A 12,455-nucleotide genomic window follows, 5' to 3' on the forward strand; every position below is an offset into this window, starting at 1 on the left:
ATGGAATTATTAAATTATGAATTTGGTCCCTGGGACGTAGTTGCAGCTCGTAAAAATACAAGTGCGATTATTGTTGGGGTAGTAGGATCCGGAAATTTAGAAATTCTATTGGAGAGCGCTGAGCTCGGAGGAAGAACCAAGGTTTGCATTGAAACCTCAGTTAAGGGATTTTCGAATACTTGGGAGGCAGTTTTAAGAGATTTTTCTGATCAGCAAAAATTTGCCAACACCGTCATCACCATTAATGATGGTGGCGCTACACCGGCAGTTGTGCAACTGAGGTTGATGCAGGCTGCGCAGCAGTGGAAAGAGCGCCATGAAAATTGAAAGCGTCATTGGTATTCGAGAATCCACCGCTCGAGAAAGGGTGCTTGCGATCTTAGATTCTGAAACATTTACAGAGTATCTACCTCCTGCCGCCAGAGTCTTTAGCCCACACTTAAAAAGTTTAGGGTTGCCTGTTTCATTTGATGATGGAATTGTCATTGGTGAGGGCTCAATTGCTGGGCAAAAAATATTTATTGCCGCTCAAGAGCCCGGCTTTATGGGCGGTGCTGTTGGGGAAGTTCATGGGGCTAAGTTGACAGGACTTTTAGAGCGTGCCGCCCTGAAGAAGCCAGCGGCAGTTGTCTTGCTATTTGATACTGGAGGAGTGCGTTTACACGAGGCGAATGCCGGTCTGATTGCTATTTCTGAAATTCAAAGGGCAATGTTTAATGCGCGTAAAGCTGGCGTACCCCTGATTGTTGTTTCAGCTGGAGCGAATGGTGTCTATGGAGGGATTGGCATTATCTCTCGTTGTTGTGACTATATTGTGATCACAGAGGAGGGTCGTCTCTCAGTTTCTGGTCCTGAGGTCATTGAGTCACAAAAGGGTGTTGAAGAGTTCGATGCTAGGGACCGCGCCTTAGTTTGGCGCACTATGGGTGGGAAGCACCGATATTTAATTGGTGAGGCTCAAATGTTTGTAAACGATAGCGTGGAAGATGTGCGGAATGCCTTAGTACAGTATTTTAATAAGCCGATCCCCATCAATATTGACTCTGTAATGGAGGAACATCAGCGGCTAGGTGAGCGCTTAAGTCAGTATGGCAAAGCTGAGGATGCATTGGATATTTGGAGGGATATGGGGATTACAAATCCGGAAGATATTCCTTCTTTAGATTTTGAAGCGTTTATGAAAATTGCAAATCAAGTGCGAAAAAATGGATAAGATCAACCAAGTCTGCGCCAAAGCGTTTCCTTTGGGTTACGACATCTCCATTCATGGCGATATGGTGTCAGGTACAGCAAAGACTTCTTTGGGAGAGGTGGCTCTTATTGGTACGGTAAATCAAGCAGCGGTAGGCGTTGATTTAGCCTATGAGTTAGCTGGGAAGGTCCTAGATATCGTAAGGCATTCTCCTGGCATGCCAATTGTTATTCTGGTAGACACTCAAGGTCAAAAATTATCACGACGCGATGAATTGCTCGGTAACGCAGGATATCTTTCCCATCTTTCAAAATGTTTTGAGTTAGCAAGAGATCAAGGTCATCGAATTATTAGCATTATTTATAATGAGGCCGTCAGCGGTGGATATCTTGCATTGGGCATGATTGCTGATCAATCTTTTGCATTAGCAGATGCACAGATTCGAGTCATGGCTTTGCCGGCTATGTCGCGAATTACCCAAATACCATTAGAGCGATTACAAGAGTTATGCAAAAGCTCTTCTATTTTTGGGCCAGGAGTTGCAAATTATGTGGCGCTTGGGGCTCTAGAAGATATCGATGATGCCCATTTAGCTTCCTTACTTGAAGTCGCTATAAACAATAAAAACACACTTGATGAGCGAGCAAAATTAGGATACGAAAGGGGTGGGCGAAATATGGCTCATACCATCATCCAATCAATCATAAGTATTTGATATTGACTTTGAATGGATAAGATCAAAAGCTGGAGGCATCGCCGAATTTGGATTAAGCCGGAATACTTAGACTTACTGAAGGGTTTGGATGGAATCTCTTTACGTGAGCGTGAATATGTGGATGAATGGATCAATTCTGGAAAGCCTTTGGTGGGGAGGGCCATTAATCCATGTGATCAAAGTGATGAAGATCTCGTGCCATTGGGATTAATGTTGCACCTTTCAAATATGCAAAAAAAGCGTCTCAATATTCAAGTGGAGTTAGCCGCCGTCCTTAAGGTAGAAGAGCCTTTGGATCTTCTGAAAGTTTTGGAAGTTCTGCCCACCACCATGGCAGTAAAGGCAAGAAACATGCTCACTTTATTGGGCGAATATCCTATTCAGGTGAAGGTATTCGGTTCAGCATTTTGGAGTTATGAGGGTCAGAAAAACTATATGACTGAGTATTCAGATATAGATCTTTTAATTCTGCCATCTCACAACTGTGACTTATTTAAATTAGCTGAAACCTTGTGTGAATTATCTGATTCAATTGGCATACGTTTGGATGGTGAATTTGAATTTCAGAAGGGCTATTCAGTAAGTTGGAGGGAGTTTGCGGGGAATGCAGGTGAATTGCTCATGAAAACGGATATCGGGCCAAAAATGATGGCTAGAAATCAACTGATAGAAGAGTTTAATGACCCTCATCGCTAACATTGCTTCTCCAACGACAGCTGTTGAGCTCCATGCAGGCCAAGCTACTTTGCAATACCTGAGAAAAATTCGTAACTGTGCAATTCAATCTTTATGGCATGAGTTAATTACCTATCCAAAGCCTGGCTTAGTAAGCTTGATTGACTCAGGTAGCCACCAGGATATGGATCGGAATACTTTTTATTCCAGCATCATGTCCCTACGCCATTACTTTTTCAATATTTCCAGCCTGGGTTTTGAGGGCGCAAGTTTTGGGCTGTTGCGTTTGGCGGGTGTGGATGCTGAAACTAGGATGATGAAGGCTACTTGCGGTGTCAACACCCATCGTGGAGCCATCTTTAATTTAGGAATACTGGCTGCAGCGGCTGCCCATCAATACAAGAGTGATGATGCACATTTAAACTTGGGCGACATCGCAGTAAAGGTGTGGGGTAGTGAGCTTGTTATGCATTGTCGTAAGAAAAATAGCCATGGGGATAAGGTTCTCTCAACCTATCGGGTTGGCGGTGCTATTGAAGAGGTTTTGGCGGGGTACCCCTCTATCTATCGATTGGGTTTGCCGGTGTATCGCAATGTTCTTGAGTCAACTTCAAATCATCGGTTGGCATGCATACAAACCTTTTTTACTCTCCTAGCCCACGTGCAGGATACAAATCTACTCTACCGTGGCGGGAGTAGTGGTCTCAATAAAACCCAAGCGCTTGCGAAGCAGTTCTTGGCTGAGGGTGGCATCCATGCCGATCGCTGGGACGTATTAGCAGAGAGCATTCACAGGAGGTTAGTTGAATGGGGTTTGAGTCCCGGTGGTAGCGCTGACTTATTGAGTGCCTGTCTATTTGTGCATCAAATTGAGATGGCAAATGAATAAATTTGCCATTGTTTGCTCTGGCCAGGGCTCGCTAGATTCGGAGATATTTTCATTTTCTAGGCATTCTCCCCTTGCCGGCCCTGTAATTGATGCTTTTTCGTCAGAATTTAATTGGCCCATGCTTTCTGTAGAGGCCGGGCAACTCAATTTAGGTTTAAATCCATTTTCACAGCCGCTTACCGTTGCTACCGCATTGGCAAACTGGGCGGTCTTGAGGAGTGAGGTCCCAATGCCAAGTTATGTTGCTGGCTATAGCGCGGGAGAAGTAAGTGCGCTAGGCTGTTCGGGAGGGGTTGATCTTCAAACAATAGCGAGGATATGTAAATTACGCTGCGACGCAATGGAAGATATCGCGCCGCCTAATAATGGCATGTTGGCGGTTAAGGGGGTAACTCAATCAGAGTTGCAGGCTCATTTAGCGGGCTCAAATACCTTCATTGCCATTTATAACGAAGATGATCACTTTGTGATCGCTGGGTCTGTTAAAGAAATAGAGTATTTTGAAAAAACGCTTGGTGGGCTTGGTGCTTGGGTTAAACGACTCGTTGTCTCGATACCTTCCCATACGCCATTGCTGCAGGAAGCAACAACACAAATACTGTCCAAACTAGCTGATTTACATCTGGCTGACCCACGGCTGGATATTCCCATCATTCAAGGAATCAATGGATTGCCTACTAAAAGTTTGAGTTTAGGGGTGAATTCTATGGCTAGGGCGGTCTCAGAGCCCATCCAATGGCAGCAATGCATGCAAACCCTTTCAGATCTGGGGGTGACCGTTGTGCTTGAGCTGGGGCCAGGCGGTACGCTATCAAAGATGATTTCTGGCATTTTTCCCGAGATCTCTGCGCGCTCAGTGATCGATTTTAGAACGCCTGTAGGGGTAAAAAATTGGGTTCTTCGTGAGCTCGAGGCTTAAATATTGCCCCATTCAAGTTAAAAGCTCGACTTAGGGAAATACCTGAGTTTTGATCTAGATCAAAACTAACATTTCTCTAGTATATTAGTGACATATATGTTTCATTAAAGCGGGAGATGGCTATGAGCATTGCATTCCAAGAGATGGTGATGACCGAAAGGCAGAAAAAGTTTCGCGATAAATATATTAATGATGTGAGCCCTTTCTACAACGGGCTGGTGCATATTGGTGTGATGTATGCGGTTGGGATTAGCCTCATCTATTACTGCATTTCTAACCTACATGATGTGACTTGGGAGTGGATGGTAATTATTCCAGTGGCGATAGCTGGAAATTTTGTAGAGTGGGCAATGCACAAATATGTCATGCATCGCTTAATCGATGTATTTGCTTTGCGCGCAATTTATGATCGCCATACGCGTCAGCATCATCAATACTTCACCGATACTGATTACACCATTGATACCACTAAGGAATTTAGAATAGTCTTCTTCCCTTGGCGTGTATTAATTGTGTTGGGAGTATTTGGAACACTCCTAGGATTTATAGCAAGCAAAATATTTAATCCTAATGTCGGTTATTTTGTATTTATGACCATGGTAGGCCATTATTTGATATATGAAACATTTCACTTTTGCTGCCATGTCAAAGAAAATTGGTTTGTTCGCAATATGCCATTCGTGAATACAATCAGACGCCACCACGCCGCACACCACAATCTGGGAATAATGATGCATAAAAATATGAATCTGAGCTTTCCAGTTGCCGATTGGGCGATGGGTACCTCAGATTTAAAGCGTGGCCTATTGGGTACCTTATTTAATGGGTTCGATGAGACCTATGTAGACCCTGAGTTGAAGCCTATTATTGAAAAATTTAAGAGTGGCAAGGTTCAGGAAGAGAAGGTCACGCTAGAGGGCCCAATTCTGACTGTTGAAGAATCAAAAGCGCTAGAGAAGTAATCCTTTCCACCATCCATCTCATGACATACGCCGTCTTCTTTGATGTGCTACCAAAACAGGGGTTTTCTGATGCCTACTTTGGTATGGCTGGTGGCTTAAAGCCAATTGTAGAAAAAATCCCAGGATTTATTTCAGTGGAGCGTTTCGAAAATTTAGACCATGCGGGATGGTATCTCTCATATTCAAAATGGGCCGATGAGCAAGCCTTAGGGGCTTGGCGGTGTCAGCAAGATCATCATGAAGCGCAAGTTTGTGGCAGAAATTTAGTTTTGGAGGATTATCGTTTAAGAGTTGGATCCATCTTGACCGATATGGAAAATGGATCCAATAAGTCTTTGCTAGCTGCATTTGTTGGTGAGTTCGACAATATTCAGAAGGTAGCCGAGCTGATAAAAAAAACATTGGGTGTACCAGCGGGATTATTCAAAGGTGTTATCAATCCAGATAGAGGTATAGCCTTATTGGATGTAGAGTTATTGAATGCGTTGGAGATAAAAAAAATAATGACCGACCAGATATTAATAGATGTCGGATTGTATGAGGTCCAGCGTGATTATGGAATGTTCAATCGAGCGCAAGCTCCTAGCGTTTTCGCTTAAGAAAAATGGCAACGAAAAAAACTACTAAAACCCCTGTTGCTATCCCGCATGAAGTAATCTCATTGTCAGATCAAGCTTATGAGCAATTAGAAGAATTGATCGTGACTATGAGGTTGGCGCCAGGTACTCCAGTCTCAGAGAGTCAGCTATCCACAATGCTTGGCATTGGGAGGACTCCAATTAGAGAGGCTATTCAGCGTTTAAGCCATGAACATCTTGTGTCGATCATGCCTAAGCGGGGAATTTTTATCTCCGATTTAAATCCGCAAAAACAACTGAGAGTTTTAGAAACTCGCCGCGAGCTCGAGCGATTAATCTGTACAAAATCTGCAAAAAGATGTAATTCTGAAGAGCGTAAACAATTTGAAAGAATCGCTAAAGATTTTAAAAAAGCAGCTAAGGAGAAAAACGAAAAACTTTTTCTCAAGGTAGATAAAGAGCTTAACGATTTAACAATTATTGCCGCTAAGAACGAATATGCATCAAAGGCCTTATCAATGCTTCATGGTATGTCTAGGAGATTTTGGTTTGGTAATTTCCACCAGGTTGGCGATATTGCCGTTGCAGCAACATTGCATGCCAATATTGCAGAGGCTATTTGTGAGGGCAATGAAAAAAAAGCTGGTGTTGCAGTAGATAAGTTGCTTGACTACATAGAAGAATTTACGCGTAAGACAGTAATGTCACATGAGTAATAGTGTTGGTTGCAGTTGATGTCTTATTAAATTGAGATTTATAGGAGACGGAAATGAAAAAGCAGAAAATTAACGATCAAGGTCGTCGTGAAGTTATCAAGGGTATAGGGGCCCTTTCGGCATTAGCGGTTAGTGGGTGGGGCTTCCCTGCAATCGCTCAAAATACCCCAATAAAAATCGGTATCCTAGCTCCTCGCGCAGGCATTGCTGGCACGATTGGTGAGTGTGGCTTACGCGGCGCAATGTTTGCAGCAGATAAGATTAATAAATCAGGTGGCATTGGCGGTCGGAAGGTGGAGTTGGTAATTGAGGAAGAGACAAATGCCAAAGATACAACTGAGCGTTTTCGTAAGCTGGTACTTCAAGATAAAGTGGACTGCGTTCAAGGTCTAGTATCTTCAGGAGTCTCGCTAGCGCTAGGGCCAACTGTTGAAGAAATGCAGACTATCACTATTTATTGGGATGGCACTACGCAAGATGGCGTAAGAGAAACAATTCCAAAGCCTAAGTATCTATTCCGTTCCACGGATAATGAATGCGAAGCAGTCATGGCTTCACTGATCGCCATCAAGCAGTACAAAGGTAAATTTGCAACAATCGCCGGCATTAATCCTGACTATTCATATGGAAGAAATAATTGGGCAGCTTTTCAAGCATTGCTCAAACGTTTCAATATTGAGCACAAGGTTGTTGCGGAGCAGTGGCCTAAGGTTGGAACAATGGAGCTATCAGGGCAAATTGCCGCTCTAAAGGCCGCAAAACCAGATCTTATTTTCTCATCTCTCTTATTTGCTGATTTACCAGTCTTTATGCAAAACGCAAGTGCCGCGGGATTGGGTAATGGTGACGTGAAATATGTCTTACCTGCCGCAGGTTTCCAGCACACTCTGATGAAGAAAGAATTCACACCTGAAGGAATGGTATTTGGGCATAACACGATGTATTTTGATTTGCCAAACGCAAGTCCTCTCCAAAAAGAATTCGTTGCGATGTACTACGATAAATACAAAGATTATCCAAATTGGGAGGCCGACAGAGCCTATTTTGCAATGCAGGTTTACAAGGCTGGAGTTGAAAAAGCACTTAAAGCTAATGGTGGCAAGTGGCCTGACAAGGAGCAAATTGCCGCGGCAATGGAAGGCGTGCAAGTCCAGTCATTGGGTGGCCCAGGTCTGATGCGAAAAGATCATATTGCCGAACAAACTTTCTATCAGGGTCTAACAACGCATAAGAATAAATATGACTTTGTAACGATCAACCCAGTTGACAAGAAGTTCAGCGATCAACTGCAGAAGCCGCCAGGTATGGATTTCTGGCAGTGGATCGATACCGCAAACATCACCCTTTAATAGTTGGGTCCGCTGAGCAACAATGCAGTTGCTCAGCATTTTTGAATGTGAAATATGACAGCATTTATTGACATTATTCTTAGCGGTCTTTTTCATGCCGCAGTTCTATTTCTACTGGCTGGGGGTTTGCAGCTTGTTTTTGGCGTTCAAAAAATAGTGAATTTGGCTTGCGGTGCTTTTTATGCACTAGGTGCTTATTTCGGAATTACTTTAGTTTCATTGGCTATTAAGTTTGGCATGCCAGCCTATAGCCTAATTTTGGTATTGATAATTGCAGGTCTTTTAATGGGCTTAGTTGGTCCCATTATTGAGAGATTATTACGGTTAGTTTATGACCGGGAGGAAGGATTTCAACTGCTTCTTACCTTTGCAATCATGCTGCTTTTAGAGGATTTAATTAGAATGATTTGGGGCGCCACTCCAATGACCTTAGGTAATCTATCCATGACTTATGGTCACCTTAATTTTGCATCGACCTCTATCCCTATGTACAAGATACTGGTGATTGGTGCGAGTGTTCTGCTGGCATTAGGTCTTGGTTGGATGTTGCAAAAGACAAATTTCGGTCGGATCGTACGAGCTACTGCAGAAAACCGCCGGATGAGTGAGGCCATGGGTGTCAATGTGGTGTGGATCAATGTTGCGATTTTCACCTTAGGAACTACTCTGGGTACTATTGGGGGCGCGCTTGTTGTCCCAACTGCAGCAGCATCTTTAGAGATGATTTCAGAGGTTGTGGTTGAGGCGTTTGCTGTCGTTGTAATAGGTGGCTTGGGAAGTATGCGTGGAGCGTTAGTGGGCGCCCTAATAGTGGGCATCATGCGCGCCCTTGCAGTTTCGATTTATGCGGAAATTGATTTATTGCTCATTTATTTGATTGTGATTGGTATTTTGATCTTCAAGCCGGCTGGATTATTCGGAAAGGCGGTGGAGTCATGAATGCCCGCGTTAAATTAACTTTGCTAATTTGCTTGGGCATTTTATGTGCTGCGCCTTATTTTCTAAGCCCTTATCACACGACACTTTTGTTGCCGGCAATTGCCTACGGCATTATTTTGCTTGGATTTAATCTGCTGTTTGGTTATACCGGGCTTCTGTCGTTTGGTCATGCATTATTTGTTGCTGTTGGTGCCTATACGGTTGCTATTCTGACAAGTCGTTTGGGCATTAAAAATATGGAGATCATATTTTTATGCGCTATCGGTGCAAGCATTGTGGTCGCGGTACCAGTTGGACTGATCTGCGTTCGCTATGTTCGCATTTTCTTTGGAATGTTGACCTTGGCTTTTGGCATGTTGTTTCACTCGATCTTATTTAAGTTCTACGACTTATCAGGCGGTGATTCAGGAATTCAGGTGGTGAGACCTTTTTTATTTGGCCAGGACTTGAGTAGCATGGATAAAACTAGCTTCCTGATTGGCCCATTCTTTTATTACTCAATCATTATTTTGATTATCCTTGGTGCACTCATGTGGCGCATAGTGCATTCGCCAATGGGCATGCACTTTCGAGCAATTAGAGATAATTCTAGAAAAGCGGAGTATCTCGGTATTCAGGTTCATCGTTTTCGCTTGATTGCATTTGTGATCTCGGCAATCTATGGCGCAATTGGTGGAGCTTTGTTAGTTATTCCCGTAGGCCTCGCAGATCCTGAGCTCGCGTATTGGACCCATTCAGGAAATATTGTATTCATGACTATTTTGGGTGGCTTTAATAATTTCTTTGGACCAATCGTAGGTGCCTTTGCTTTTATTGGCCTGAAAGATCAGTTGGTTGGATTGACTCAATATTGGCGATTTGCCTTGGGTATTGTTTTAGTCATGCTCGTATTGTTGCTCCCGAATGGAATTATGGGCTTGTTACAGGCTAAAAAAAGAATGGCATCTCAGGAGAAAGCGCAATGACACCAATACTTGAGGCTAAAAATGTTTCAAAAAGTTATGGCGTTTACCAAGCCCTAAAAAACGTTAGTCTGAAATTTTTTGAGGGAGAAACAATCTCTATCGTTGGGCCAAATGGAGCTGGAAAAACTACTTTTGTTAATGTTCTCACTGGGCTATTAAAACCTACAGAGGGGGATGTCGATTTTTGTGGTAAATCCATTGCGGGTGTTGGTCCAGTCAAACTCTCTCAGTATGGAATGGCTAGAGCTTTCCAGCTTGTACAAATTTTTCCACTAATGACCGTACAAGAAACAATTATTTCTGCTGTGATTTCGCAGACGGGATCTCAATATAATTTTTGGTCTAACGCAGTAGCGCAAAAGCGTTTAGTAGATAAGGCCTTTGAGGTTGCCAGAATATTTAATCTGGATAAAAAGATGTCATGGCAAGCCTCTTATTTGTCTCAAGGTGAAAAGAAGCTTTTGGATATTGCCAGTGCCTTTGCTCTTGATCCGACGGTAATTTTGCTCGATGAGCCAACTAGCGGAATTTCGACAGCTGATAAGCGCGGAATCATGGACACCCTAATGGAGGCGGCAAAGTTATCCGGCATCAAAACTATCTTGCTGGTTGAGCATGATATGGAACTGGTTGCCGAATACTCTACTCGCATTGTTGCTTTGGCCGAAGGTAAGTTATTGGCTGACTTACCTCCGAAAGAATTCTTTGCAAATGCCGAGTTAGAGGCGCAGATTATTGGAAAGAGGGTTTCCCATGCTTGAGATCAAATCTTTAGCGGTTGATATCCAAAATAGTCCGATATTGCGCAATATTAATATTGAAGTGAAGCCTGGCGAACTAGTTTGTCTCGTTGGCAGAAATGGCGCAGGTAAAACCACTACTTTGAAAAGCTTAATGGGTTATCTAAAGCCCAAGGCTGGGGATATTCTATGGAAAGGAAAGTCCTTGGTGGGATTGAAGACATTCGATATTGCTAGGGCAGGCATTGGCTTTTCGCCAGAAGAGAGTGAGGTATTTGGGGATCTCACGGTTGCGGAAAATATTGAAATGCCTACATGGACAATTCAGACTAAGCTATCTAATGATGAGCGTATTGCGCTAGCTTATAAAATATTTCCTAAGCTAGAGCGCTATAGAGATAGGGGCGGGCACCATTTATCGGGCGGCGAACGTAAGATGCTGTCAATTGCCAGAGCGCTTGCATTGGATCCTGAAATACTGATTCTGGACGAACCTTTTGAGGGGCTCTCTCCAGCAATTATTCCGGTAATTAGCGATGGCTTATCGTCCATTAGAGGGCTCGGTAGGGCGATATTGATGGCTGAGTCAAATGCTTTTCATATCCCCGATTATGCCGACAGGGTTTATATCATTGAGCGTGGAGAAATTATTTTCTCAGGATCAGTTGATGAGGCTAAGCGCGTAGCCCAATCTCAACTATCGATAGCTGCAAAGGTCTAGCGTTTGGTTAGTTGATCAATTGCTTGTGAAAGCGCTTGTGTGCTGTGGGCATCCAAGGCGCTTGCTGCCATGTGCCCCCAGTTTGTATCAAGCTGGACCAATGCACAATCAGTGATCAAGCTGGCAGTATGTATAGCCTGCTCAATGGGATTCAATAGGTCTAGGCTGGGTACCCCAATCAGGCATTTAGCTTTGATTGATGCCAGTGACTTCGTTAGATTGCCGCTAAATTGGCCTGTCTGAGCGACATCATGTGCATCATAGGCAATAGACTGGTAAATCCAATCCAAGGGGTGAAAATTCATTTTCTTCCACCATTGCAACCTCTGTTCATACCAATCTTGAATCTGGTGCACGCTTGTAAATTGTTCATCACATTGTTTAGGCGTTCGCATAGCCAGCATTTGCATGATGGGTAGCCAGGCCAACCAGACGGTATCTGGATTATAGGAGCCGCTGCTGTTGATATGGGGTGTTAGAGACTCACGTGCCGCCCTAGTCATGGATGATGCCCAAGCAGTCGTTTTAGACATCGGCGTAAGGGCTACGATGTAGTTCATATAGTCTGGATAGGACACTCCCCACTGCAGAGCTTGCATGCCCCCCATAGAGGCGCCAACAATCATATCGACATGATTAATTTCAAGTTTCTCGAGCAATTTTTTCTGACTGTGAACCATATCCCGAATCGTAAATTTCGGAAATTGAAAGAAGGGTTGTTCTGTTGAGTTGGAGGGTGAGCTACTCAATCCGTTTCCAAGAGCGTCTATAGCAATAATTCGAGTATTCTCAAGATTGAGGGTGCGTGATTGGTTAATTAAAAAATCAAGGCGATGGTGAATGCTTCCAATGGCACATAAAAATAGGATCAACGGTTTCGATTGATCTTTTAAATCCCCGTGAACTGCATAACTTACCTTACAGTTTTTTATGCAGCCACCAAGCTCAAGAGGCAGGTCTCCAATTTGCGATAAATGATGCGGCGCATCATACCAATCCTCTTGTAGGGGTGGATGGGTATTTAGAGCGCTTATATCTATTGACACGGTGAGCATCCTTCAATAAAGTTTTCTGTAATGTACAGCTTATATATTA

15 protein-coding genes are annotated in these 12,455 nt (G+C 43.5%); 14 read left to right on the forward strand and 1 reads right to left on the reverse strand.

Features of this window, described 5'->3' with window-relative positions:
* From mdcC to ICN42_RS04815, 14 genes are all read left to right on the forward strand, one after another.
* Positions 1-327 carry a malonate decarboxylase acyl carrier protein gene (gene mdcC / locus ICN42_RS04750; protein ID WP_216251657.1) on the forward strand — a complete coding sequence of 109 codons (327 nt, stop codon included), beginning with the start codon at positions 1-3 and terminating at the stop codon, positions 325-327.
* Complete coding sequence (locus ICN42_RS04755; protein ID WP_216251660.1) at positions 317-1,213, forward strand: biotin-independent malonate decarboxylase subunit beta; 897 nt, start codon at positions 317-319, stop codon at positions 1,211-1,213. Before mdcC ends, ICN42_RS04755 begins: the two co-directional genes overlap by 11 nt.
* Positions 1,206-1,907: a biotin-independent malonate decarboxylase subunit gamma gene (locus ICN42_RS04760; protein ID WP_216251663.1), complete on the forward strand. Its 702-nt coding sequence runs from the start codon at positions 1,206-1,208 to the stop codon at positions 1,905-1,907. The genes ICN42_RS04755 and ICN42_RS04760 overlap by 8 nt, the downstream gene beginning before the upstream one ends.
* Before the next feature lie 12 nt (positions 1,908-1,919).
* Positions 1,920-2,603 (forward strand): malonate decarboxylase holo-[acyl-carrier-protein] synthase, encoded by a 684-nt coding sequence (mdcG, locus tag ICN42_RS04765; protein WP_216251666.1) that lies wholly within the window; start codon positions 1,920-1,922, stop codon positions 2,601-2,603.
* Positions 2,587-3,471: a triphosphoribosyl-dephospho-CoA synthase gene (locus ICN42_RS04770; protein WP_216251669.1), complete on the forward strand. Its 885-nt coding sequence runs from the start codon at positions 2,587-2,589 to the stop codon at positions 3,469-3,471. The genes mdcG and ICN42_RS04770 overlap by 17 nt, the downstream gene beginning before the upstream one ends.
* The gene (locus ICN42_RS04775) at positions 3,464-4,390 is read left to right on the forward strand and encodes an ACP S-malonyltransferase (RefSeq protein ID WP_216251672.1); all 927 of its coding nucleotides are present in this window, start codon (positions 3,464-3,466) and stop codon (positions 4,388-4,390) included. The genes ICN42_RS04770 and ICN42_RS04775 overlap by 8 nt, the downstream gene beginning before the upstream one ends.
* 146 nt (positions 4,391-4,536) lie before the next feature.
* Positions 4,537-5,352 carry a fatty acid hydroxylase family protein gene (locus ICN42_RS04780; RefSeq protein ID WP_216252919.1) on the forward strand — a complete coding sequence of 272 codons (816 nt, stop codon included), beginning with the start codon at positions 4,537-4,539 and terminating at the stop codon, positions 5,350-5,352.
* A gap of 20 nt (positions 5,353-5,372) precedes the next feature.
* Positions 5,373-5,951: an antibiotic biosynthesis monooxygenase gene (locus tag ICN42_RS04785; RefSeq protein ID WP_216251674.1), complete on the forward strand. Its 579-nt coding sequence runs from the start codon at positions 5,373-5,375 to the stop codon at positions 5,949-5,951.
* Positions 5,952-5,956: 5 nt separating this feature from the next.
* Complete coding sequence (locus ICN42_RS04790; RefSeq protein WP_255539242.1) at positions 5,957-6,646, forward strand: GntR family transcriptional regulator; 690 nt, start codon at positions 5,957-5,959, stop codon at positions 6,644-6,646.
* A gap of 53 nt (positions 6,647-6,699) precedes the next feature.
* On the forward strand, positions 6,700-7,995 hold the full coding sequence (locus ICN42_RS04795; protein WP_216251678.1) for an ABC transporter substrate-binding protein: 1,296 nt from the start codon (positions 6,700-6,702) through the stop codon (positions 7,993-7,995).
* A gap of 54 nt (positions 7,996-8,049) precedes the next feature.
* Complete coding sequence (locus tag ICN42_RS04800; RefSeq protein ID WP_216251681.1) at positions 8,050-8,934, forward strand: branched-chain amino acid ABC transporter permease; 885 nt, start codon at positions 8,050-8,052, stop codon at positions 8,932-8,934.
* Positions 8,931-9,899: a branched-chain amino acid ABC transporter permease gene (locus ICN42_RS04805; RefSeq protein WP_216251684.1), complete on the forward strand. Its 969-nt coding sequence runs from the start codon at positions 8,931-8,933 to the stop codon at positions 9,897-9,899. Before ICN42_RS04800 ends, ICN42_RS04805 begins: the two co-directional genes overlap by 4 nt.
* Positions 9,896-10,660, forward strand: coding sequence for an ABC transporter ATP-binding protein (locus ICN42_RS04810; RefSeq protein WP_216251687.1), 765 nt, complete (start codon positions 9,896-9,898; stop codon positions 10,658-10,660). The genes ICN42_RS04805 and ICN42_RS04810 overlap by 4 nt, the downstream gene beginning before the upstream one ends.
* Entirely contained in the window at positions 10,653-11,360 is a 708-nt protein-coding gene (locus tag ICN42_RS04815) for an ABC transporter ATP-binding protein (RefSeq protein ID WP_216251691.1), read from the forward strand. Before ICN42_RS04810 ends, ICN42_RS04815 begins: the two co-directional genes overlap by 8 nt.
* On the opposite strand, the gene ICN42_RS04820 is transcribed toward ICN42_RS04815, so the two are convergent.
* A complete protein-coding gene (locus ICN42_RS04820; RefSeq protein ID WP_370625998.1) occupies positions 11,357-12,406 on the reverse strand; it encodes an alpha/beta fold hydrolase in 1,050 nt (349 codons plus the stop codon). The two genes, ICN42_RS04815 and ICN42_RS04820, sit on opposite strands and share 4 nt — an antisense overlap.
* Positions 12,407-12,455: the final 49 nt, after the last annotated feature.

This window comes from Polynucleobacter sp. 71A-WALBACH (genome assembly GCF_018882365.1).
Lineage (GTDB): Bacteria > Pseudomonadota > Gammaproteobacteria > Burkholderiales > Burkholderiaceae > Polynucleobacter.